This window comes from Amycolatopsis mongoliensis (assembly GCF_030285665.1).
Lineage (GTDB): Bacteria > Actinomycetota > Actinomycetes > Mycobacteriales > Pseudonocardiaceae > Amycolatopsis > Amycolatopsis mongoliensis.
The window spans coordinates 10,320,482-10,346,785 of the sequence record NZ_CP127295.1; the positions used below are offsets into that span (position 1 = coordinate 10,320,482).

At 74.4% G+C, this 26,304-nt stretch carries 2 protein-coding genes; both read right to left on the minus strand.

Annotated features, from left to right (window positions below):
- Nucleotides 1-19: 19 nt before the first annotated feature.
- Nucleotides 20-14,380, minus strand: a complete 14,361-nt coding sequence (locus QRX60_RS49225; protein ID WP_285998342.1) for a type I polyketide synthase — start codon at nt 14,378-14,380, stop codon at nt 20-22.
- 1 nt (nt 14,381) lies between these two features.
- On the minus strand, nt 14,382-26,195 hold the full coding sequence (locus QRX60_RS49230) for a type I polyketide synthase (protein WP_285998343.1): 11,814 nt from the start codon (nt 26,193-26,195) through the stop codon (nt 14,382-14,384).
- Nucleotides 26,196-26,304: the final 109 nt, after the last annotated feature.

Consider the following 26,304-nt stretch of genomic DNA (forward strand, 5'->3'; position numbering starts at 1 on the left):
CACTACGGTGCGGACCGGGTCAGTCGAGGTCGAGCTCGTCGATCAGCGCGAACATCTCGTCGTCCGTTGCCGACTCCAGCTTCTCCTCCACCGCCGTGACCGTGCCCGAAGCTCCGTTCACCCGGGCCAGCAGCTCCTGCAGCCGTGTGCCCAACGTCGCCCGCGCCTGGGAATCCGCCAGCAGCTCCGGCAGCGCGAACTCCACCCGGTCCAGCTCCGCCAGCGCCGGCAGGATCGCCGCCGGGACGTCCGGGACCAGCTCGGACCGCAAGTACGCCACCAGCACCGTCGTCGACGGGTAGTCGAACAGCAACGTCGCCGGCAAGCGCAACCCCGTTGCCGCGCCCAGGAGATTGCGCAGCTCCACCGCGCTCAGCGAATCGAAGCCCAGCTCCAAGAACCCGCGGTCCGGCTCGATCGCGTCCGGGCCCGCGTAGCCCAGCACCGTCGCCGCGTGGGTGCGGACCAGGTCGAGCAACGCTCCGTCGCGTTCCGCCTCCGACATCCCGGCCAGCCGGTGGGTCAGGCTGTCCACCGGGTCGGCCGGGGCCGTCGTCGCCCGGACCGCCCGGCGCACCGGGGTGCGGATCAGGCTGCGCAGGATCACCGGGATCGCGTCCTCGCCGACGCGGTCGCGCATCGCCTCCACGACCAGCCGGACCGGCAGCAGCACCGCCTCGTCGAGGGTGCAGGCCACGTCGAACAGGTCCAGCCCCTCCTCCGACGGCATCGGCTCGACGCCGCCGCGGGCCAGCCGCGACAGGTCCGCCTCGCCGAGCTTGCCGGTCATGCCGCTGCGCTCGGCCCACAGGCCCCACGCCAGCGACAGCCCGGGCAGCCCCTGCGCCCGGCGCACGTGCGCCAGCGCGTCGAGGAACGCGTTGGCCGCCGCGTAGTTCGCCTGGCCCGTGCCGCCGAACGTCCCGGCCAGCGACGAGAACACCACGAACCCGGCCAGGTTCATCCCGGCGGTCAGCTCGTGCAGGTGCCAGGCCGCGTCGACCTTGGGCCGCAGGGCCGTGTCCAGCTGGCGGGTGGTCAGCGCGGACACGACGCCGTCGTCGAGGACGCCGGCCGTGTGCACCACCGCGGTCAGCGGGTGCTCGGCGGGGATCGCCGCGAGCAGCGCCGCCAGCGAGTCCCGGTCGGCGACGTCGCAGGCGGCCATGGTCACGTCGGCGCCCCACGCCGTCAGCTCTTCGACGAGCTCCTGAGCGCCTTCCGCGGCCGGCCCGCGCCGGCTGGTCAGCACCAGCCGCCGGGCGCCGCGGGCGGTCACCAGGTGCCGGGCGACGAGCGTGCCGAGCGTCCCGGTGGCCCCGGTGATCAGCACCGTGCCCTCGGGGTCCCACGCGCCGACCGGCGCCGGGCTGGTGGCCGGGACGCGCGCCAGGCGCGGCACCTGGATCGCGCCGATCCGGACCGCGACGTGCGGCTCGCCGCAGGCCACCGCGGACGGAAGTGCCGCGTAGGAGACTTCGCGGTCGTCGAGGTCGACCAGCACGAACCGGCCGGGGTTCTCCGACTGCGCCGAGCGGACCAGGCCGACGACCGCCGCGGTCGCGAGGTCGGTGATGCCTTCGCCGACCCGCGTCGCGATCGCGCCCTTGGTGACGAACACCAGCCGCGAGCCGGCGAACCGCTCGCTCGCCAGCCACTCCTGCACCTGCTCCAGCGCGCCGTGGGTGGCGGTCCGGACGGCACGTGCCACGTCCTCGTCGTGCTGCGGGCCGCTGGTCATCACGACCACCTCGGGCACCGGGGCACCCGCCGCCACGGCCGCGCCGAGCGCGTCGAAGTCCGGGTAGGACTCCACCGGGACGCCCGCCGTGCCGAGGGCCTTGGTGACGCGGACGCCGACGTCGTGCCCGACGACCGCCCAGCGTTCGGCCGCCGAGTGGCTGACCGGGGTGATCGGGGCCATCACCCAGCCCACCCGGAACAGCGACTCGTGGTACGCCGACCGCGCGACTTCGAGCTGCTCGGCCGAAACCGGCCGCAGGGTCAGCGCACCGATGGTGGCCACCGGCAGCCCGTCCTGGTCGGCGACCACCAGGGCCACCGTGTCGTCGCCCTGCCCGGTGACGCGCACCCGCAGCGCCGACGCGCCGCCCGCGTGCAGGGTCACCCCCGACCAGGCGAACGGCAGCACCGCCCGGCTTTCGTCGCGCAGGGCGACGGTGTGCAGCGCGGCGTCCAGCAGCGCCGGGTGCAGGCCGAAGCGTTCGGCTTCCGCCCGCTCCTCCGCCGGCAGGCCGACCTCGGCGAAGATCTCGTCGCCGACGCGCCACGCGCGGTGCAGCCCCTGGAACGCGGGCCCGTAGTCGAACCCGTTGGCCGCGATGCGGTCGTAGAGCCCGTCGAGGTCGATCGGCTCGGCGCCGGCCGGCGGCCAGGCCCCGGTGAGGTCACCGGCCGCGGGGGCGGCCGTCGCGGCGAGCGAGCCGCTGGCGTGCGTGGTCCACGGCTCGTCCTCCAGCGCGCCGTCCGCGCGGGAGTAGATGTCGATCGAGCGGGTGCCGAACCGGTCGGGCCCGCCGACGGCGACCTGCAGCCGGACCCCGCCGGTCTCCGGCAGCACCAGCGGCGCGGCGAGGGTCAGCTCCTCGACGCGTTCGCAGCCGACCTTCTCCGCGGCGTGCACGGCCAGCTCCATGAACGCCGTCCCGGGCAGCAGCACGCTGCCGAGCACGACGTGCTGCGCGAGCAGCGGATGGCTGGTCGCCGAAAGCAGGCTCGTGAACAGCGCGCCGTCCGAACCGGCCAGCGAGACCGACGCGCCCAGCAGCGGGTGCTCGGTTTCGCTGAGCCCGGCCCCGGCGACGTTGCCGGCCACGGCCGGGACGTCCAGCCAGTACCGCTCGCGCTGGAACGCGTACGTCGGCAGTTCGACGTGCCCGCCGCCGGTGAGCACCGCCGCCCAGTCGACGTCGGCGCCGGCGGTGTGCAGCCCGGCGAGCGCCATGAGCAGGGACCGCTCTTCGTCGTGTCCCTTGCGCAGCAGGGAACCCACGCTCAGCTCGGCCGGCCCGGCGCAGTCCGGGACGAGCGCGGCGAGCACCGCGTCCGGCCCCAGCTCGACGAACCGGTTCACGCCTTCCGCGGCCAGCCCGCGGAGGGCGTCGGCGAACCGGACGGTCTCCCGCACGTGCCGCACCCAGTACTCCGGCGTCGCGACGTCACCGGCCGCCACGACCGGGATCCGCGGCGGTTGGTAGGTCAGCCCCTCCGCGACCGCGGCGAACTCTTCGAGCATCGGGTCCATGAGCGGCGAGTGGAACGCGTGCGAGACGTCCAATTGCTTGGTCTTGCGGCCCAGTGCCGCGAAGTGCTCCTTGAGCGCCAGCACGGCTTCGGTCTCACCCGAAACGACCACGGCTTCGGGTCCGTTCACTGCGGCCAGCGAGACGCGGTCGTCCAGCAGCGGGACGACTTCGTCCTCGGGAGCGGCGATCGCGACCATGGCTCCGCCCTCCGGCAATGCCTCCATGAGCCGGCCGCGCGCGGCGACGAGCTTGGCCGCGTCGGCGAGCGAAAGCACCCCGGCGACGTGCGCCGCGGCAAGCTCGCCGATGGAGTGACCCGCGAGGAAGTCCGGGCGGACGTCCCAGGACTCCAGGAGCCGGAACAACGCCACCTCGACCGCGAACAGCGCGGGCTGGGTGAAGCCGGTCCGGTCGAGCCGGGCCGCGTCGTCACCGAAGACGACGTCGCGCAGCGGCAGGTCGAAGTGCGCGCAGACCGCGTCGAAGGCGTCGGCGAAGACCGGGAACCGCGCGTACAGCTCCTGGCCCATGCCGAGTCGCTGCGCGCCCTGTCCGGTGAACAGGAACGCCGCCCGGCCGGCTCGGGCGACGTGCTGCCGCAGCCCGGCGGCGGGCCGGTCCGCGGCCAGTGCGGCCAGCCCGTCGCGCAGTTCGCCGAGGCTCTCGCCGACGACCACCGCGCGGTGCCCGAACTTCGCCCGGGCGGCGAGCGATCGGGCGACGTCGGCCGCGTCCACTTCGGACTCGGTCGCCGCCAGCAGGCGCCGGGCCTGGCCGCGCAGCGCGGCTTCGGACCGGGCCGACACCGGCCACGCGGTGAACCGCTGCTGCGTGACGACTTCCGCCGGCTCAGGCAGCGGAGGTGCTTCTTCGAGGATCGTGTGCACGTTGGTGCCGCTGACCCCGAACGAGGACACCGCCGCGCGGCGCGGGTGACCGTTCGCGGCCCACTCGACCGGCTCGGACAGCAGCTGGACCTGCCCGGCGGACCAGTCGATGTGCGGCGACGGCGTTTCGGCGTGCAGTGTGCGCGGCAGGACGCCGTTGCGCAGCGCCTGCACCATCTTGATCACGCCCGCGATGCCCGACGCGGCCTGGGTGTGCCCGATGTTGGACTTCACCGACCCGAGCCACAGCGGCCGTTCGCGGTCCTGGCCGTAGGTGGCGATGAGCGCCTGCGCCTCGATCGGGTCGCCCAGCGTGGTGCCCGTCCCGTGGGCTTCCACAGCGTCCACATCGGACGGTGCGAGCGCCGCGTCGGCCAGCGCCGCGCGGATCACCCGCTGCTGCGCGGGCCCACTCGGGGCGGTCATGCCGTTGGACGCGCCGTCCTGGTTGACCGCGCTGCCTCGCACGACCGCGAGCACCGGGTGCCCGCGCCGCTGAGCGTCGGAAAGCCGTTCCACCAGCACCATGCCGACGCCCTCGGCCCAGCCCGCGCCATCGGCGTCCGCTGAGAACGCGCGGCACCGGCCGTCCGGGGACAGCGCGCGCTGCCGGCTGAACTCGACGAACGTGTCGACCGAGGAGATCACCGTGACCCCGCCGGCCAGCGCGAGGTCGCATTCGCCGGAGCGCAGGGCCTTGACCGCCCAGTGCAGCGCGACCAGCGACGACGAGCACGCCGTGTCGACCGTGACCGCCGGGCCCTCGAAGCCGAAGGTGTAGGCGATCCGGCCGGACGCGACGCTGCCCGCGCTGCCGGTCGCCAGGTGCCCCTCGAACTCGCCGGGCGCGTGCCGCACCCGGGCGCCGTAGTCGTGGTAGTTGGAGCCGACGAACACGCCGGTCCGGCTGCCGCGCAGCAGCGCCGGGTCGATGCCGGCGCGCTCGACGGCCTCCCACGACGTTTCCAGCAGCAGCCGCTGCTGCGGGTCGATCGCGGGCGCCTCGCGCGGCGCGATCCCGAAGAACGCCGGGTCGAACTCCGCCGCGTCGTGCAGGAAGCCACCGCCGCGCGTGTAGAAGGTGCCGGGCTTGTCCGGGTCGGCGTCGAAGAGGCCTTCGACGTCCCAGCCGCGGTCGGCCGGGAACTCCCCGACCGCGTCGACGCCGTCGGCGACGAGCCGCCACAGGTCGTCCGGGCCGGCGACGCCGCCGGGGTAGCGGCAGGACATCGCGACGATGGCGATCGGCTCGTCGGTGCCCGCCACCACCGGGGCGGCGGTCTCGGTCACCGCGTCGCCCACCAGCTCACGCCGGACGTGGCCGGCCAGCGCGACGGCGGTCGGGTGGTCGAAGACGAGCGTGACCGGCAGCCGCAGGCCGGTGACTTCACCCAGCCGGTTGCGCAGGTCGACGGCGGTGAGCGAGTCGAAGCCGAGGTCGCGGAAGGCGCGGTCGGGCTCGATCGACTCGGGTCCGGGGTAGCCGAGCGCCACCGCGGCCTGGCTCCGGATGAGGTCCAGGACCAGCCGGTGCTGCTCGTCTTCGCCGAGGCCCGCGAGCCGCTGCACCCAGCCCGTTTCGACGGCTTCGGCTTCCGGCGCCGCGGCTTCGGGGATGCCCAGCAGTGCGGCACTCGGCCGGCCCTGGGCGAGGGTCTTGCGGTAGCGGTCCCAGCGGATGTCGGCGACCGCCAGCACGGTCTCGTCCTCGTCGAGGGCCTGTTGCAGCGCAAGGAGAGCCAGTTCGGGGTCCATCGCGGGCAGGCCCTGCTCGGCGAGGCCTTCACCGCGGCCGCCGGCCCACGCACCCCAGGCGACGGCGGTCGCGGGCAGGCCTGCGGCCCGGCGCTCGCGGGCGAGCGTGTCGAGGTAGGTGTTGGCCGCGGCGTAGCTCGCCTGGCCCGGCCCGCCGAGCGTGCCCGCCAGGGACGAGAACAGGACGAACGCCGAGAGGTCGCGGTTCGCGGTCAGCTCGTGCAGGTGGCGTGCGGCGTCGGCCTTGGGCCGCAGCACGGTCGCGATCCGCTCGGGGGTGAGGCCGTCGAGGACGCCGTCGTCGAGCACCGCGGCGGCGTGCACCACCGCGGTCAGGTCCGGCAGGCCGGAGAGGAGCTCGGCGAGCTGGTCGCGGTCGGCGACGTCACAGGTCGCGACGGTCAGTTCGGTGCCGAGGTCGGCGAGTTCGGCGTTCAGCTCGGGGAGGTCCAGCCCGCGGCGGCTGGTGAGGACCAGCCGCTCGGCGCCGGCCCGGGCGAGCCAGCGGGCCAGGTGCGGGCCGACTCCGCCGGTACCGCCGGTGAGCAGCACGGTGCCGGCGGCCTGCCACGGCGTCGTCGTGCCGCGGGCCGGGGTCGCGCGGACGAGCCGGCGGCCGAAGACGCCGGACGCGCGCACGGCGACCTGGTCCTCGTCGGGCGAGCCGAGCACGGCGGCGAGCCGGGCGAAGACGCGGGCGTCCAGGTCGGCCGGGAGGTCGACGAGACCACCGAAGCGCTGCGGGTACTCCACGGCCGCGATCCGGCCGAAGCCCCAGGTCAGCGCCTGCTCGGCCGCACGGATCGGGTCCAGGTCACCGGTGCTGACCGCTCCGCTGGTGGCCCACCAGAGCGGCGCGTCGATACCGGCGTCGCCGAGGGCGTGCAGCAGCGTCAGGTTCGCTTCGAAGCCGTCGAGCGCCAAGAGGGAAAGCACGCCTTCGCACGGGCCCGCTTCGCGCAGCAGCTCGGCGTACCGCTCGCGGTCCACTTCGGACGGAAGTTCCAGCAGGCGCGCGCCGAGCCCGTCTGCGACGGCCTGCCCGTCGTGCCCGGCCGGGGCGATGACCAGCCAGTTCGGGACGATGGTTCCGGACGCGACGGCGAGCGGGGTCCACTCGACCCGGTACCGCCAGCCGTCCACAGTGGACCCGGCTTGCCGCCGGTCGCGCCAGGCGGCCAGCGCTTCGAGGTCGGACTGCTCGACGGCGGCCCAGAACTCGTCGTCCAGCGCCTCGGCACCGCGGGCGGGGGTGTCCAGCCAGTAGCGCTGGTGCTGGAAGGCATACGTCGGCAGCGGGATCGTCGCGGCGCCCGGGAAGACCGGCGCCCAGTCGACGTCGACGCCGCGGACGTGCAGTTCGGCCAAGGACGTGCGGAACCGGGCCAGGCCGCCCTCGCCGCGGCGCAGCGTGCCGGTCGCGACGGCGTCCGGGACCGCCTCGGCGATCGCGGACGTGACGACCGGGTGCGGGCTGACCTCCACGAACACCGAGTGCTCGCGCGCCGCGAGCACCTCGACGGTCTGGGTGAACAGCACCGGCTGCCGCAGGTTGCGGTACCAATACCCGGCGTCCAGGGTGGCGGTGTCGATCGGCTCGGCCGACACCGTCGAGTAGAACGGGACCTCGCCGGTGCGCGGCTCGATAGCGGCGAGCACTTCGAGCAACTCGCTCTCGATCGCCTCCACGTGCGCCGAGTGCGAAGCGTAGTCCACCGGGATCAGCCGGGACCGGACGCCGGCCGCCTGGCACTGGGCGAGCAGTTCGTCCAGCGCCTCGGGCTCACCGCAGACGACGGTCGACGACGGGCTGTTGAACGCGGCGATGGTGATCCGGCCGGCCCACTCCGCCAGCAGGCTCTCGACCTGCTCGGCCCCGAGGGCGATCGACGCCATTCCGCCCCGGCCCGCGAGGCCGGCGGCGATCGCCTTGCTGCGCAACGCGACCACGCGCGCACCGTCCACCAGGGACAGTCCACCCGCGACGACGGCTGCGGCGATCTCGCCCTGCGAGTGCCCCACGACGGCGTCCGGCGAGACGCCGTGGGACTGCCACAGTGCGGCCAGCGAAACCATGACCGCCCACGACACCGGCTGCACCACGTCGACCCGGTCCAGCGCACCTTCGCGCAGCTCGGAGAACGGCGACCAGTCGACGAACGACGCCAGCGCCGCCGCGCACGCCCCGAACCGCTCCGCGAACACCGGCGACGAATCCAGCAGCTCCACGGCCATCCCGGCCCACTGCGCGCCCTGGCCCGGGAACACGAACACCGTCCGGCCGCTCGCACCCGCCACGCCGGTGACCACCGACGCGCTCGGCGTCCCGGTGGCCAGGCCGTGCAGGCCGTGCAGCAGTTCTTCGCGGTCGTCGCCGAGCACCACGGTCCGGTGCTCGAACGCGGTGCGCGTCGCAGCGAGGGACCAGCCGACGTCGGCGATGTCCGCGGCGCCGAAGGCCGCCAGCTTCTCCGCCTGCGCGGACAGCCCGGCCGCCGAGCGGGCCGACAGCACCCATGGCACCGGACCCGCGACCGGCTCGCGCTCGATCGGTTCGGGCTCGGGCGTGGGGTCGTGTTCGAGCAGGACGTGGGCGTTGGTGCCGCCGACGCCGAACGAGGAGACGCCGACGCGGCGGGGTCCCGGCTTGTCCGGCCACGGCGTCGCCTCGGTGAGCAGTTCGAGGGCACCGGAAGACCAGTCGACGTGCGGTGACGGGTGTTCCGAGTGCAGCGAGCGCGGCAAGACGCCGTGTCGCATGGCCAGGACCATCTTGATGACACCCGCGGCACCCGCCGCGGCCTGGCTGTGCCCGATGTTCGACTTGACCGAACCGAGCCACAGCGGGGCGGACCGGTCGCGGCCGTAGGTGGCCAGCAGGGCCTGGGCCTCGATCGGGTCGCCCAGGGTGGTGCCCGTGCCGTGCGCCTCGACGGCGTCCACTTCGGACGGTTCGAGGCCGGCCGCGGCCAGCGCGGAGAGGATCACGCGCTGCTGCGAAGGCCCGTTCGGAGCGGTCAGGCCGTTGGACGCGCCGTCCTGGTTGGTCGCGGTGCCGCGGACCACGGCCAGCACGCGGTGGCCGCGGCGGCGAGCGTCCGAAAGCCGTTCGACGAGCAGCATGCCGACGCCCTCGGCCAGGCCCATGCCGTCGGCCTCCGCGGAGAACGGCTTGCTGCGGCCGTCGGCGGCCAGCGCGCGCTGGCGGCTGAACGCGACGAACGGTGCCGGGGTCGACATCACCGCGACGCCGCCGGCGAGCGCGAGGTCGCACTCCCCCGACCGCAGCGCCTGGCCGGCCAGGTGCAGGGCGACCAGCGAAGACGAGCAGCCGGTGTCGATCGTGACCGCCGGGCCTTCGAGCCCGAAGGTGTAGGCGACGCGCCCGGACGTGACGCTGCCGGTGCCGCCGGTGACCAGGTGGCCTTCGACGCCTTCGGGGACGTCCCGCAGCCGCTGGCCGTAGTCGTGGCCGCTGGCCCCGACGAACACGCCGGTGCGGCTGCCGCGGACGGTGGCCTGGTCGAACCCGGCGTCCTCGAAGGCTTCCCACGCGGCTTCCATGACGACGCGCTGCTGCGGGTCCATCGCGAGGGCTTCGCGCGGGCTGATGCCGAAGAAGGCCGGGTCGAACTCGGCGGCGTCGTAGAGGAACCCGCCGGCGCGGGTGTAGCTGTGGCCGGCGCTGTCGGGGTCGGGGTCGTAGAGGTCGCCCGGGTGCCAGCCGCGGTCGCCGGGGAACTCGCCGATGGCGTCGGCCTCGGCCATCATCAGGTCCCACAGCTGCTGCGGGCTGCCGATGCCGCCGGCGAACCGGCAGCTCATGCCGACGATGGCCAGGGGCTCGTCGGTCGCCGTGACCGGTGCGGCCACGGCGGGTGCGGGGGCGCCGAGGACCTCGGTGCGGACGTGCCGCGCCAGGGTCGTCGCGTTCGGGTAGTCGAACACGAGGGTGGCGGACAGCTTGAGGCCGGTGGCGGCGGTGAGCCGGTTGCGCAGCTCGATCGCGGTCAGCGAGTCGAAGCCCAGCTCCCGGAACGCGCGTGCCGCGTCGACGTCCTCCGGCCCGGCGTAGCCGAGCACGGCGGCCGCGTGCTTGCGGACCAGGCCGAGCAGCTCGCGTTCCTGGTCCGCTTCGGACAGTGCGGACAGCTTGGCGCGCAACGCACCCGCCGCGCCGGTCTCCTCTTCGGTGACCTCCGACTCGGCGGCCAGCACGGCCGCGACCTCGGGCACTTCGGACAGCAGCGGACGCGGGCGGGCGGCGGTGAAGACCGGGACGAACCGCTCCCAGTCGATGTCGGCGACGGCCAGGAACGGCTCGTCGTGGTCGAGCACCTGGCCGAGCCCGAGCAGGGCCGGTGCCGGGGCCATGAACGGGATCCCGCGCCACTTGAGCTGGTCGGCGACGACGTCGGAGACCATGCCGTCGCCGGCCCAGATGCCCCAGGCGACCGAGGTCCCGGCCAGGCCACGGGCGCGGCGGCTTTCGGCGAGTGCGTCGACGTAGGCGTTCGCGGCGGCGTACGCGCCGTGGTCACCACTGCCCCACACGCCGGCGACGGAGGAGTACAGCACGAAGGCGTCGAGGTCGGCTTCGCCGAACAGCGCGTCGAGGTGGCGGGCGCCGGCGAGCTTCGCGCGGGCGCCCTCTTCGAACTCCGGCAGGTCGGTGTCGGATAGGGGGGCCAGGAGGCCGACGCCGGCGGTGTGCACGACCGTGCGGATGTCTCGCAGGCCGCTGACCAGCGAAGTCAGTGCGTCGCGGTCGGCGACGTCGCACGCGGCGATCGTCACCTCGACGCCCATCGCCTCGAGTTCTGCCCGCAGCAGGGCGGCGCCGGGCGCGTCCGGTCCGCGGCGGCTGGTGAGCACCAGGTGCTCGGCCCCGCGGCCGACGAGCCAGCGGGCGACGTGCGCGCCGAGCCCGCCGGTGCCGCCGGTGATCAGCGCGGTACCGCTCGTCCGCCACTCGGGGGCGGTGCCTTGCACGGGAGCGCGGCGCAGGCGGCGCTGGTAGAGGCCGGACTCGCGGACGGCCAGCTGGTCTTCGTCGCCGATCCCGGCGAGCGCGGCGCACAGCCGGGTCGCGGCCGGCTCGTCCAGGGTCTCGGGGAGGTCGACCAGCCCGCCCCAGCGGTCGGGGTGTTCGAGAGCGAGCACGCGCCCGAGACCCCAGGTCGTGGCCTGGCCCGGGTGCGGCAGCTCGTCGCCGGGCAGGACGGCGGCCGTCCCCTGCGTCGCGAGCCAGAGCGGCGCGGTGATGCCCGCGTCGCCGAGGGCTTGGGAGAGCAGGAGGTTCGCGGCGAGTCCCCTGGACAGCACCGGGTGCGTGGCGTGCGCACGCTCGTCGAGCGCGAGCAGCGAGAGCACGCCGGTGATGTCGGACTCGCCGCGCAGCCGTTCGGCCAGCGACGCGCGGTCGTCGGCCTCGTCGACCCGCAGGGTGCGGACCACCGCGCCGGCCTTCTCCAGGGCGTCGAGGCAGCCATCGGGCGCGTGCACGACCAGCCAGGTGCCGGACAACGCCGGTGCCGGGTCGACGACCGGGTGCCAGGTGATCCGGTACCGCCATTGGTCCACTGTGGACAGCTCGGTGCGGCGGTGGCGCCAGTCCGCGAGTGCGGGCAGCACCTCCTGCCAGGGCGTTTCGGCCGTGACACCCAGCTCTTCGGTGAGGGCGCCGTCCTCGACCGCGTCCCAGAACTCCCCGTCCGCCTCAGCGGCGGTCTCGACCGGCGTCTCCAGCCAGTAGCGCTGCCGCTGGAAGGGATATGTCGGCAAAGCGACCGGACGAGCTTCGGGGTAGACGGCCGACCAGTCGACGTCGTGCCCCTGCGTCCACAGGTGCGCCACCGAGGTCAGGAACCGGGTCAGGCCGCCTTCGCCGCGCCGGAGCGTACCGACGACGGCCGCCGAACCGGGGTCGACGAGGTCGTCGAGGGTCTCCTGGATGCCGCCGCCGAGGACCGGGTGCGGGCTCGATTCGACGAAGAACCGGTGCCCGTCGGCGATGAGGGTCCGGGTGGCGTCCTGGAAGCGCACGCGCTGCCGCAGGTTGCGGTACCAGTAAGCGGCGTCGAGGGTCCCGGCGGCCTCGCCGGTGACGCTGGAGACGAACGCGATCCGCGGGGCGCGGGGTTCGAGGTCCGCCAGGGCTTCGAACAGTTCGGCTTCGAGGACTTCGACCACGGCGGAGTGCGACGCGTAGTCCACCGGGATCCGGCGCACGCGCAGACCTTCGGACTCGGCGCGCGCCAGGACCTCCTCGACCGCGCCGATCTCGCCGGAGATCACCACCGACGCCGGTCCGTTGACCGCGGCGATGGACACGCGCCCGTCCGCGAGCAGGGGCTCGACCTGCGCTTCCGGCGCCGCGACGGACGCCATCGCGCCCAGGCCGGCCAGCCGGCCGGCGATCAGCTTGCTGCGCAGCGCGACGACCTTCGCGCCGTCGGACAACGACAGCGCACCCGCGACGACGGCGGCCGCGATCTCCCCCTGCGAATGCCCGACGACGGCGTCCGGCGTGACGCCGTGGGCCGCCCACAGCGCGGCGAGCGAGACCATGACCGCCCACGAGACCGGCTGTACGACGTCGACCCGCTCCAGAGCTGCCGCGTCGTCGAGGACGTCGGTCAGCTTCCAGTCGACGAAAGCCGACAACGCCGACTCGCACTCGGCCATCCGGACCGCGAACACCGGGGAGGCGGTCAGCAGGTCCACAGCCATCCCGGCCCACTGCGCACCCTGGCCGGGGAACACCAGCACGGTGCCGCCCACGGCCTGGGCCTCACCCGCCACCACGTTGCCGCCCGCGGCCGCGCCGGATTCAGCGATCTCGCGGACGCCCGCGGTCAGTGCGGGCAGGTCCCGGCCGATCACGGCCGCCCGGTGCTCGAACGCCGAGCGCGTGGCGGCCAGCGACCAGCCGACGTCGGCGATGTTCCCGTCCCGCAGTTCGGCCAGTTCGGCCGCGCGGGCCTTCAGGGCGGCGTCGGAGCGACCCGACAGCACCCACACCGCGGTGTCCACAGTGGACTCGGAGGTCTCTTCGGGTTCGTCGGTGACGCCTTCCAGCACGACGTGCGCGTTGGTACCGCTGCCGCCGAAGGACGACACCCCGGCCCGGCGCGGCGCGCCCGTCTCGGGCCACGGGGTCTGCTCGGTCAGCAGCGAGACCGCGCCATCGCTCCAGTCCACGTGCGGGGTCGGCTCGCCGACGAACAGCGTCTTCGGCAGGACGCCCGCGCGCAGGGCCAGGACCATCTTGATCACGCCGGCGACGCCGGAGGCCGCCTGCGTGTGGCCGATGTTCGACTTCACCGTGCCGAGCAGCAGCGGCCGTTCGCGGTCGCGGCCGTAGGTCGCCTGCAGGGCCTGCGCCTCGATCGGGTCGCCCAGCTTGGTGCCGGTGCCGTGCGCCTCGACGACGTCCACCTGCTCGGGCGCCAGCCGCGCGTTGGCCAGGGCCGCCTCGATCACGCGCTGCTGCGAAAGCCCGTTGGGGGCGGTCAGGCCGTTCGACGCACCGTCCTGGTTGATCGCGGTGCCGCGGATGACGGCGAGCACCGGGTGGCCGTTGCGGCGCGCGTCGGACAGCCGCTCCAGCAGCACGACGCCGACACCCTCGCCCCAGCCCGTGCCGTCGGCGTCGGCGGAGAAGGCGCGGCAGCGGCCGTCCGAGGACAGGCCGCGCTGGCGGCTGAACTCGACGAAGTTGCGGGGGTTGGCCATCACGGTCGCGCCGCAGGCCAGTGCCATCGAGCACTCGTCGTTGCGCAGCGCGGAGACCGCCAGGTGCAGCGCGACCAGCGACGACGAGCACATGGTGTCGACGGTGACGGCCGGGCCCTCGAGCCCGAAAGTGTAGGCGAGCCGGCCGGACAGCACGGCGGCCGAACCGCCGGTGAGCAGCAGCCCTTCCAGGCCTTCGGGCGCGGTGACCACGCCACCGGCGTAACCCTGGTTGCTGGCGCCGACGAACACGCCGGTCTTGCTGCCGCGCAGGCCCGCCGCGTCGAGCTTCGCCCGCTCGAACGCCTCCCAGGTGGTCTCCAGCAGGAGCCGCTGCTGCGGGTCCATCGCCACGGCCTCGCGCGGGGAGATGCCGAAGAACGCCGGGTCGAACTGCGCGGCGTCGGTCAGGAAGCAGCCGTCGCGCACGTAGCTGCGGCCGACCCGCTCGGGGTCGGGGTCGTAGAGGTCCGGGTCCCAGCCGCGGTCGGCGGGCCACGGCGAAACGGCGTCGCGACCCTCGGCGAGCAGGTCCCAGAGCTGCTCGGGGTCGGTAACCCCGCCCGGGAACCGGCAGCTCATGGACACCAAGGCGATCGGTTCGGCGCGGCGCTCGGTGACGTCGTGCAGGCGGCGGTTGGCCAGCTTCAGATCGGCCGTGACCCGCTTGAGGTAGTCACGGAGCTTGTCCTCGTTGCGCATCTGCGTCCGCTCCTGGGAAGGTTTTCCGGTCACGTCAAGAGATTCCGAGTTCTCGGTCGATCGCCGCGAACATCTCGTCGTCGGTCGCCGTGTCGAGCTCCAGGCCGTCGTCGTCGGCGTCGTCGCCCGTGTCGTCCCACTTCCACAGCAGCTTCCGCAGCCGGGCGGCGACCAGCTCGCCGGCCGGGTCGCCGGCGGGCAGGGCCGCCAGCGCGGCCTCGATCCGGTCCAGCTCATCGGCCAGGTCGCCGGCTTCGGTCTCGTCGACGACCAGCCCGGCGAGCAGGTGCTTCGCGACGGCCGTGGGCGTCGGGTAGTCGAAGACCAGCGTGGCGGGCAGCTTCAGGCCGGTCGCCGCGCCGAGCCGGTTGCGCAGGTCGAGCGCGGTCAGCGAGTCGAACCCGAGTTCCTTCAGCGTCTGCGCGGGCCGGACGGCGTCGCGGCCCGGGAAGCCGAGGACGGTGGCGACCTCGCCGCGCACCAGGTCGAGCACGACCCGCTCGCGTTCGCTCTCCGAAGCCGCCTGCAGCCGCCGAGCCAGCTCGCCACCACTGTCCACAGGGGACTCTTCGACGGCGGTCTGCTGCGCCTCGGGCAGTTCCCGCAGCAGCGGGCGCGGCCGTGACGCGGTGTAGAGCGGGGTGAACTTCGCCCAGTCGATGTCGGCGACGACACTCGTCGGGCTGCCGGTGTCGACCGACGGCTGGATCGCGGTGACGGCCAGCTCGGGCCGCATCATCGGGACCCCGCGCCGCTCGAGCTGCGCGCCGACGTTCTCGTCCACCATGCCGCCGCCCGCCCAGGCACCCCAAGCGATCGACGTCGCCGGCGCCCCGCGGTCGCGGCGCTGGTGGGCCAGCGCGTCCAGGAACGCGTTCGCGGCGGCGTAGCCCGCTTGGCCCGCGTTGCCCCAGACGCCGGCCCCGGAGGAGAACAGGACGAACGCGTCCAGGTCCCCGCACAGCTCGTCGAGGTTCCGCGCGCCGCGCACCTTGGCCTCGGCCAGCTCCGCGAAGTCGGCCAGCGTGACCGCGGTGATCGGGCGTTCGACGTCCACCGCACCCGCCGTGTGCACCACGGCGTCGATCGGCGGCAGCTCGGCGAGCAGCTCGCCCAGTGAGTCCCGGTCCGAGACGTCGCAGGCGGCGACGGTCACCTTCGCGCCGAGTGCGGACAGCTCGGCGGTCAGGTCCGCGGCGCCCGGGGCGTCGTCGCCCTGGCGGCTGAGCAGCACCAAGTGCTCGACACCGTGGGCGGCCAGCCAGCGGGCGACCTGCCCGCCGAGCGCGCCCGTGCCGCCGGTGACCAGCGCGGTGCCGCGCGGGCGCCAGCGGGTCCCGGCCGGCGGGGACGCCGCCGCGCGGACCAGCCGGCGGGCGAACACCCCCGACGGCCGCACCGCCACCTGGTCCTCGCCGTCATGGCCGGTGAGCACGGCCGCGAGCCGACCGGCGGTCGTGGCGTCGGCGACGGGCGGCAGGTCGACCAGGCCACCCCAGCGGTCGGGCTGGTCGAGGCCGAGGATCCCGCCGAGACCCCAGGCCATCGCCTGGGTGGGGCTGTTCAGAAGCTCGCCCGGGCCGGTCGAGACGGCGCCGCGGGTCGCGAACCACAGCGGGGCGGCGATCCCGGCGTCGGCCAGCGCCTGGGTGAGCACTACGTTGCCGGCGAGCCCCGCGGTGAGCACGGAGTGCTCGGCGTGCGGCTCGTCGTCGAGCGCCAGCAGGGAGACCACACCGGTCGGCGTGTCTTCCGCGGCCAGCAGGGCGGCCAGCTCGGACCGGTCCTGAGCAGCCACTTCGAGCACTCGGACATCGTCGCCGAGCAGGTTCCGGAAGTCGGTCCCGGCGGGGACCACGGCGAGCCAGCCCGCGTCGAGCGTGGCCGCGCGCGGGGTGACCAGCGGGTTCCACCGGACTTCGTAGCGCAGTTCGTCCACTGTGGACCGGACGACCGGGGCCGCCGAACGCGGTTCGAGCCAGAACCGCTGCCGCTGGAACGGGTAGGTCGGCAACGGGACCGTGCGCTTGACTGGGTAGAGAACCGTCCAGCCGACGTCGTGGCCGTGCGCCCAAAGCTGCCCCAGCGAGGTGAAGAACCGCCGGAGGTCGCCCGCGTTGCGCCGCAGGGTGCCGACGACGGCGGCACTCTCCTCCGCCTCGTCGAGAGTCTCTTCGATCCCGCCGCCGAGCACCGGGTGCGGGCTCACCTCGACGAAGAACCGGTGCCCGGCCTCGATGAGCGTCTTCGTGGCGTCGTGGAACCGCACCGGCTGACGCAGGTTGCGGTACCAGTACCCGGCGTCGAGCGTGGCGGTGTCGACCGGCTCGCCGGTGACGCCGGAGATGTAGGTGATCGCCGACGTCCGGGGCCGGACCGGCGCGAGGACCTCGAGCAGTTCGGCTTCGATCGTCTCGACCGCGGCCGAGTGCGAGGCGTAGTCGACCGGGATCCGGCGGACCCGCAGCTCACCGGCATCGGCGAGCAGCGCTTCGAGGGCCTCGGCTTCGCCGGAGACGACGACCGAGCCCGGCCCGTTCACCGCGGCGACGCAGATCCGGCCGGCGTACGGCTCCAGCAGCAGGGCGACCTCGGCTTCCGGGGCGGCGATCCACGCCATCCCGCCGCGGCCCGCGAGCCCGGCGGCGATCGCCTTGCTGCGCAACGCCACCACCCGCGCACCGTCCTCGAGGGACAGTCCACCCGCGACCACCGCGGCCGCGATCTCGCCCTGCGAGTGCCCGACGACGGCGTCGGGTTCGACCCCGTGCGCCCGCCACAGCGCCGCCAGGGACACCATCACCGCCCACGACGCCGGCTGCACGACGTCGACCCGTTCCAGGGCTTCCGCGTCACCCAAGACGTCGGTCAGCGACCAGTCCACGAACGGGGCCAGCGCGGCCGCGCACTCCGCGATCCGCTCGGCGAAGACCGGCGATTCGCCGAGCAGGTCGACCGCCATGCCCACCCACTGCGCGCCCTGACCGGGGAAGACGAAGACGGTCTCCCCCGTGGTCCCGGTGGTCACGGGGCCGCCCGCGGCCAGGGCGCGCAGCCCGGCCAGGAGCTCGTCCCGGTCGCCGGCGACCGCGGCCCGGTACTCGAACGCCGGCCGGGTGCTGACGAGCGACCAGCCGATCTCCGCCACGCCGTGCCCGGCCCACTCGGCCAGTGCCGCCGCCTGCTCGCGCACGGCCGCCTCGGACCGGGCCGACAGCACCCAGGTGCCCACGGTGTCCGGCAGTGCGTCGACCGGAGCTTCTTCCGGTGCCTGTTCGAGGATCACGTGCGCGTTGGTGCCGCTGATGCCGAACGCCGACACGCCCGCGCGCCGCGGGGCCCCGGTCTCCGGCCACGCGCGGTTCTCGGCCGTCAGCTCGACCACGCCGGACGACCAGTCCACCTCCGCGGTCGGCTCGTCGAGGTGCAGGGTCTTCGGCAGCTGCCCGTGCCGCATCGCCTCGACCATCTTGATCACCCCGGCGACACCGGACGCGGTCTGGGTATGCCCGAGGTTCGACTTCAGCGACCCCACGAGCAGCGGCCGTTCGCGGTCCGGCCCGTACGCGGCGATCAGCGCCTGCGCTTCGATCGGGTCGCCCAGCGGGGTCCCGGTCCCGTGCGCCTCGACGACGTCCACTTCGGACGGCCGCAGGCCCGCACCGGCCAGCGCGGCGCGGATGACGCGCTGCTGGGACCCGCCGTTGGGCGCGGTCAGGCCGTTGGACGCGCCGTCGGAGTTGATCGCCGACCCGCGCAGCACCGCGAGCACCGGGTGCCCGTGGCGGCGCGCGTCGGACAGCCGCTCGACCAGCAGGACGCCGACGCCCTCGGCGAGGGCGAACCCGTCGGCGGCGGCGGCGAACGGCTTGCAGCGGCCGTCGGGCGCGAGCCCGCGCTGGCGGCTGAAGCCGAGGAACTGGCTCGGCGTCGACATCACCATCGACGCGCCGGCGAGCGCCATCGAGCACTCGCCCGAGCGCAGCGACTGCGCCGCGAGGTGCAGGGCGACCAGCGACGACGAGCACGCGGTGTCGACCGTGACGGCCGGGCCCTCGAGGCCGAGGACGTAGGCGATCCGGCCGGAGGCGACGCTGGCCACCGCGCCGGTGACCAGGTAGTCCTCGCCCTCGGAGCCACTGCCCGAGCCGTAGGCCTGGTCGGTCATGCCGACGAACACCCCGGCCGGGGTGCCGTGCAGCGCGGTGGGGTCGATCCCGGCGCGCTCGAACACCTCCCAGCAGACCTCCAGCAGCAGCCGCTGCTGCGGGTCCATCGCGACGGCTTCGCGCGGCGAGATCCCGAAGAACGCCGGGTCGAACCGGGTGGCGTCGGCGAGGAACCCGCCGTGGCGGGCGTAGGTCGTGCCGGGCCGGGTCGCGTCGGTGTCGTAGAGCGAGCCGAGGTCCCAGCCGCGGTCGGCGGGCAGGCCGGAGATGGCGTCGACGCCGTCGGTCAGCAGCGTCCAGAGCTGCTCGGGTGAGGTGACTCCGCCGGGGAAGCGGCAGCCCATCGCGACGATGGCGATCGGGTCGTCGTCGGCCACCGCGACCGGCGCCGGTGCTGCGTCCACAGTGGACTCCGGAGCCACCTCGGCCAGCAGGTGCTCGGCCAGCAGTGCGGCCGTCGGGTGGTCGAACACCAGCGTGCTCGGCAGCTTCAGCCCGGTCGCCGCGCTCAGCCGGTTGCGCAGTTCGACGGCGGTGAGCGAGTCGAAGCCGAGGTCCTTGAACGCGCGCCGGACGTCGACGGTCTCCGGGCTCGCGTGCCCGAGCGCGGCGGCGACCTGCTGCCGGACCAAAGCGGACACGAGCTTTTCGCGCTCCGGCCCGGCCAGGGCGGCCAGCTGCTCGGCCCAGCCGGACGCGTCCGGCGTCTCCTCGCGGAGCCGCTTGACCTCGGGTTGCTCGGCGAGCAGCGGGCTCGGCCGGACGGCGGAGAAGACCTCGGCGAACACCGGCCAGTCGATCTCGGCCAGCGCGACGAACGTCTCGTCGTGGTCCAGGGCCTGCCCCAGGCCGGTCAGCGCCGCGTCCGGCTCGATGACCGGGACACCGCGGCGGGCCAGGACGTCGTGCAGGGTCTCGGCGATCATGCCGCCCCCGGCCCAGGGGCCCCAGGCCACCGACAGCGCGGTCCGGCCGAGCGCCCGGCGGCGCAGCGCGAGGGCATCGAGGTAGGCGTTCGACGCGGCGTAGGCCGCGTGGTCGGCGACGCCCCACACGCCGGAGATCGAGGAGAAGAGCACGAAGGCGTCCAGCTCGCGGTCGCCGAGCAGGTCGGCGAGGTGCTGCGCGCCGAGGACCTTGCCGCGCAGGACCTCGGCGATCGCCTCGGGATCGGTGTCGTCGAGCGCGGCGAGCGTGCCGACACCGGCGGCGTGGACGACGGTCCGGAGGTCTTGGATGCTCTCGACGACTCCGCGGACGGCGTCGGCATCGGTGACGTCGCAGGCCACGACGCTGATGCGGGTGCCCAGCTCGGCCCGCAGGTCGGCCACGCCGGGGGCGTCGGCGCCGCGGCGGCCGGTCAGGACGACGTGCTCGGCACCGCGGGCGACGAGCCAGCGGGCGAGCTGCCGGCCCAGTGCTCCCGTGCCGCCGGTGACCAGGGCCGTGCCCCGGGTCTCCCAGGCCGGGGCCGGGGCCGTGCCCCGCAGGGACGCGGGGACCAGCCGGCGGGCGAACACGCCGGACGGCCGGATCGCCACCTGGTCCTCGTCGCCGGCCAGCACGGCGGCCAGCCGGGCGGCGGACTCGGCGTCCCAGGTCTCCGGCAGGTCGATCAGCCCGCCCCAGCGGCCGGGGTGTTCCAGCGCGGCCACCCGGCCGAGACCCCAGACCGCGGCCTGCGCCGGCTGCGGCGGCGAGTCGGTGTCGAGCGGGGCGACCGCGCCGCGGGTCAGGTACCACAGCGGTGCGTCGATCCCGGTGTCCCCGAGCGCTTGGACGAGCACGGCCGCGCTGGTGACCGCGTGGACCGGGTCGTCGGAGGTCCCCAGCGCGAGGACTCCGTCGGGCGTCCGGCCGGTCAGCCGCTCGGCGAGGGTGGCGCGGTCGTCGTCGGCGGTGACGAGCACCTCGACGAGGTCGGCGTCGAGCCCGGCGAGGGCACCCGCGCTGGGCGTGACCACCAGCCAGGTTCCGGTGAGCTGCGCTGCGGGCGGCTCGGGCAGGGCGCGCCAGGCGATGCGGTGGCGCCAGGTGTCCAGATCGGCCTGCCGCCGCCAGCGGGTCAGCGCGGCCCGGGCGTCGCGCCACGGCGTGTCGTCGGCGAGGCCGAGCGTGTCGTCGTCGAGCGCGGTCCAGAACCCGCTGTCGTCGGCAGGCTTGGCCGCCGGTTCGAGCCAGAAACGCTGCCGCTGGAAGGGGTAGGTCGGCAGGCTGACGGTGCGCGGGTCCGGGTAGAGGGCCGACCAGTCGACGTCGTGGCCGCGCGCCCACAGCTGCGCCGCCGAGAGCAGGAACCGGCGGAGGCCGCCTTCGCCGCGGCGCAGCGTGCCCACCACGGCCGCTTCTTCGAGGGTCTCCTGGAGGCCGCCGCCGAGCACGGGGTGCGGGCTGACCTCGACGAAGAACCGGTGCCCGCGCTCGGCGAGGACCTCGGCGGTGTCACGGAACCGCACCGCCTGACGCAGGTTGCGGTACCAGTAGCCGGCGTCGAGGGTCGCGGTGTCGACCGGTTCGGCGGTCACGGTGGAGTAGAACGGGACGTCACCGGTGCGGGGCCGGATCGGAGCCAGGACCTCGCGCAGCTCGGCTTCGATCGCCTCGACGTGCGCCGAGTGCGATGCGTAGTCCACCGGGATCACCCGCGCGCGGACGCCGTCGCTTTCGCAGCGGGCGACCAGTTCCTGCAAGGCAGCGGGGTCACCGGCCACGACGGTCGACGACGGGCTGTTGTACGCGGCGATCGAGATCCGGTCGTCGAGCAGGGCCGTCACCCGCTCGGCGTCCAGCGCGATCGACGCCATCCCACCCTGGCCCGCGAGACCTGCGGCGATGGCCTTGCTGCGCAACGCGACCACACGTGCACCGTCCTCAAGAGACAGTCCACTCGCGACGACGGCCGCGGCGATCTCGCCCTGCGAGTGACCGACTACGGCATCCGGTGTGACTCCGTACGACTGCCAGAGCGCCGCCAGCGAGACCATCACCGCCCACGACAGGGGCTGCACGACGTCGACGCGGTCCAACGTGCCTTCGCGGAGGATCTCGAAAGGCGACCAGTCGACAAAGGACTCCAGAGCCGCCGCGCACTCGGCGAACCGGTCCGCGAAGACCGGCGACTCGTCGAGCAGCCCGGCCGCCATCCCGGCCCACTGCGCGCCCTGGCCCGGGAACACGAAGACCGTGCGTCCCACCGGGCCGGTGACGCCGGTGACCACGGACGCGCCCGGAGTCCGCGCGGCGATCTCACCCAGGCCCGCCAGGAGCTCGGCGCGTTCGCCGACCACGGCGGCCCGGTGTTCGAAGGCGGTCCGCGTCGCGGCGAGGGACCAGCCGACGTCGGCGACGCCGTGTTTAGTCTCAGCCAGCTCCAACGCCCGGTCGGCGACCGCGGCTTCGGTGCGGCCGGACAGGACCCACACACCCAAGGTGTCCTCTTCGGACACAACCGGGGTGGCTTCCGGGGCCTGCTCGACGATGACGTGCGCGTTGGTGCCGCTGATGCCGAACGAGGACACACCGGCGCGGCGGGGTGCACCGGTCTCCGGCCACGGTTGCTCCGCCGATGCCAGGGTCACGGCACCGGCGGACCAGTCCACCTTCGGGCTGGGTTCGTCGGCGTGCAGAGTCCGCGGTACCACGCCGTGGCGCAGGGCCTGGACCATCTTGATCACACCGCCGATACCGGCCGCGGCCTGGGTGTGGCCGAGGTTCGACTTCAGCGAGCCGAGCAGCAGCGGCCGTTCGCGGTCCTGGCCGTAGGTGGCGATCAGCGCCTGGGCTTCGATCGGGTCGCCCAGCGGGGTTCCGGTGCCGTGGGCCTCGACGACGTCCACTTCGGACGGTGCGAGCCCGGCGTCGGCCAGCGCGGAGCGGATCACGCGTTGCTGCGAGGGACCGTTCGGCGCGGTCAAGCCGTTCGACGCGCCATCGGAGTTGACCGCCGTGCCCCGCACGACGGCGAGCACGGGGTGGCCGAGACGGCGCGCGTCGGACAAGCGCTCGACGAGCACGACACCGGCGCCTTCGGCCCAGCCCGTGCCGTCCGCGTCGGCCGAGAACGCCCGGCAGCGGCCGTCGCGGGAGAGGCCGCGCTGGCGGCTGAACTCGACGAGCATGCCGGGACTGGCCATCACGGCCGCGCCGCCGGCCACCGCCAGCGAGCACTCCCCCGCGAGCAGCGCACGCACGGCGAGGTGCAGCGCGACCAGCGAAGACGAGCACGCGGTGTCGACCGTCAGCGCCGGGCCCTCCAGTCCGAGGACGTAGGCCAGCCGGCCGGAAGCGACGCTGCCGGTGGTGCCGGTGAGCAGGTGCCCGTCGAAGCCTTCGCCGCCTTCGAACAGGCGCGGGCCGTACTCGGAGGAGGTGGCGCCGACGTAGACACCGGTGCGGCTGCCCTTCAGCGACGCCGGGTCGATGCCCGCGTGCTCGAAGGCCTCCCACGTGGTTTCCAGCAGCAGCCGCTGCTGCGGATCCATGGCGAGGGCTTCGCGCGGCGAGATCCCGAAGAAGTCCGCGTCGAACTCGGCGACGTCGGTGAGGAAGCCGCCGTGGCGCGCGTAGGTCTTGCCGGCCTTGCCCGGGTTGGCGTCGTACAGGGTGTCGAGGTCCCAGCCGCGGTCGGCGGGCAGGCCACCGATGACGTCGCGGCCGTCGGCGACGAGCTGCCACAGCTCGTCCGCCGACCGCACGCCGCCCGGGTACCGGCAGCTCATCGCGACGATCGCGATGGGCTCGTCGGCGCGGGCCGCGACAGCCGGGGAGGCCGCGGCCGGCTCGTCACGCAGCATCGCGGCGAGCCGGGCCGGGGTCGGGTGGTCGAAGACCGAGGTGGCGGGCACCTTGCGGCCGGTCGCGGCGGACAGGCGCTCGCACAGCTCGACGCCGATGATCGAGTCGAACCCGAGGTCCTTGAAGGAGGTCGTGGGGTCGATGGCGTCCGGGCCGGGGTGGCCGAGCACCAGTGCGGTGTGCGCGCGGACGGTTTCGAGAAGGTCCTGGGCCGGCTGTGTGGGAGTGTCCGGGTGTGCCTCCGGCCCCCGGTTTCCAGCGTATCGGTGAGTACCGACGGTTTCGGCGGGTTCGGCGTCGAGCCAGAAGCGCTCGCGCTGGAAGGCGTACGTCGGCAGGTCGACCGGGCGCGCGCCGGGGAAGGCGGCCGTCCAGTCGACGCCGCCGCCGCGGGTCCACAGCTCGGCGACCGACGTGGTGAAGCGCGCGGGGCCGCCGTCGCCGCGGCGGAGCGTGCCGACCGCGGCGGCGGGCCGGTCGGCGTCGGCCGCAGTCGCCAGCACGCCACCGACGAGCACCGGGTGCGGGCTGACCTCGACGAACACGCCGATGCCCGCGTCCAGCGCGGCCCGGATGGCCGGGTCGAACAGCACCGGCTGTCGCAGGTTGGCGAACCAGTGATCGGTGTCGAGCCGTTCGGTGTCGAGCAGGCCGCCCGCGGTCGAGGAGTAGAAGGGCACGTCCGAAGGCATCGGCCGGATCCCGGCGATCAACCCGAGCAGCTCGTCCTTCAGCGGCTCGGCTTGCGCCGAGTGCGAGGCGTAGGCGATGGCGATCCGGCGCGAGCGCACCTCGCGCGCGGTCAGCTCGGCCTGCAGCTCGTCGAGGGCGTCGAGGTCGCCGGAGACCGCGGTGGTCGCCGGGCCGTTCACCGCACCGACCGACAGGCGGCCGGAGTAGGCCTCCAGCAGCTCGGTCACGGCCGCGACCGGCAGGTCGACCGACAGCATCCCGCCGTGGCCCGCCATCCGTTCGGCGAGCAGCTTGGCGCGGAGCGCGACGATCCGCGCCGCGTCGTCCAGCGACAACGCACCCGCGACGACGGCGGCGGCGAGCTCGCCCTGGCTGTGCCCGAGCACGGCGGCGGGTTCGACCCCGCGCGCCCGCCACTCGGCGGCCAGCGACACCGCGACCGACCAGAACACCGGCTGCAGCACGTCGGTGCGGTCGAGCGAAGGCGCCCCGGGCATCTCCTGCAGGACGTCGACGACGTTCCAGTCGAGGTGCGGCGCGAGCGCGGCGGCGCACTCGGCCAGCCTTGTGGCGAACACCGGTGAAGCGTCGAGCAGTTCGGCGGCCATCCCGGCCCATTGGCCGCCTTGGCCGGGGAAGACGAAGACGACACGGTCGTCGCTCGTGGCCGTGACGCCCTGGGTGACGCCCATGCCGTTCGCGATCGCGCGCAGCGCGTCCGGACCGTCGGCGACTGCGCGGTGCTCGAAGGCCGTGCGCCGGGTCGCCAGCGACCACCCGATGTCCACGGCGGACAGTTCCGAGTGTTCGTCCACATGCGACAGCAGGCGAGCCGCCTGTGCCCGCAGCGCCGCAGCCGTGCGGGCCGAGAGCAGCCAGGGCGCCGCCGCGTCCGTCGTCGCGCGGGGTGCGACGGGCTCGGCCGCTTCGAGCACGACGTGGGCGTTGGTCCCGCCCATGCCGAACGAGCTGACCCCGGCGATCCGGCGCTCGGCGGCCCAGCCGGCGTTCTCGGTCACGACCCGGAGGTTCAGCTCGGCCAAGGGGATCGCCGGGTTCGGCGTCGCGAAGTTGAGGTTCGCGGGCAGCGTGGCGTGGCGCAGGGAAAGGACGGCCTTGAGCAGCCCGGCGATGCCCGCCGCGCCTTCCAGGTGCCCGACATTGGTCTTGACCGAACCGACCGGCAGCGGCTCGTCCCGCCCGGCGGCGAAGACCTCGCCCAGCGCGGCCGCCTCGATCGGGTCGCCGACCTTCGTCCCGGTCCCGTGCAGCTCCACGTACCCGACGGCGGCCGGCTCGATCCCGGCGTCGGCGTGGGCGCCGCGCACGACCGCGGCCTGGGCCCGGGCGTCCGGGACGGTCAGGCCGTCGCCGGCGCCGTCGTTGTTGACCGCGGTGCCGCGGATGACGCCGAGGATCTCGTCGCCGTCGGCCTGGGCCTGCGAAAGCCGCTTGAGGACGACGAGCCCGCCGCCCTCGCCGCGCACGAAACCGTTGGCGCGGGCGTCGAAGGTGAAGCACTGGCCGTCCGGGGACAGCCCGCCGAACTTCGCCGTGGTGACGGCGTTGCCCGGCGAGAAGATCAGGTTGACCCCGCCCGCCAGCGCGACCGGGCACTCGCCGCGGCGCAGGCTCTGCACCGCCAGGTGGACCGCGACGAGCGAGGACGACTGGCCGGAGTCGACGGTGAAGCTCGGGCCGTGCACGCCGAGCAGGTGGGAGACGCGATTGCCCAGCAGGCTGCGGTGGACGCCGGTGATGGTGTGGTGGGTGATCGCTTCGGGGTCGCTCGCGTGCACGAGCGCGGCGTAGTCGTCCCACATCGCGCCGACGAACACGCCCGCGGCGCTCCCGCCGAGGCTCGCGGGCACGATCCCGGCGTGCTCCAGGGCTTCCCACGCGAGTTCCAGCACCAGCCGCTGCTGCGGGTCCATCGCGGTGGCCTCGCGCGGCGAGATGCCGAAGAACGCGGCGTCGAAGCGGTCGACGTCGTCGAGGAACCCGCCGCGGCGGACGCCGGTTTCCGCGGCGTCCCACCGCCCGGCGGGGACGTCGGTGATCGCGCTGCGGCCCTCGGTCAGCAGCCGCCAGAAGGCGGCGGGCCCGTCCGCGCCCGGGAAGCGGCAGGAAAGCCCGACCACGGCGACCGGCTCGCCCGGAGTGCTCGCAAAACCCGTCATCTCACGCTCCATCGGCGGGGGAGATTCCTTCCTGTGGCGACTGCTCGGCCTCCACGGCAACACAGGCGTCACAACGCTGTCCACGGCGGACAGGTCAGGTCTAGTGCGGTGCCTAGGGCTC

Excerpts from the sequence above, each read along its gene's own strand:
- QRX60_RS49230 (WP_285998343.1), bottom strand. The coding sequence starts at position 26,195 with ATGGAGCGTGAGATGACGGGTTTTGCGAGCACTCCGGGCGAGCCGGTC.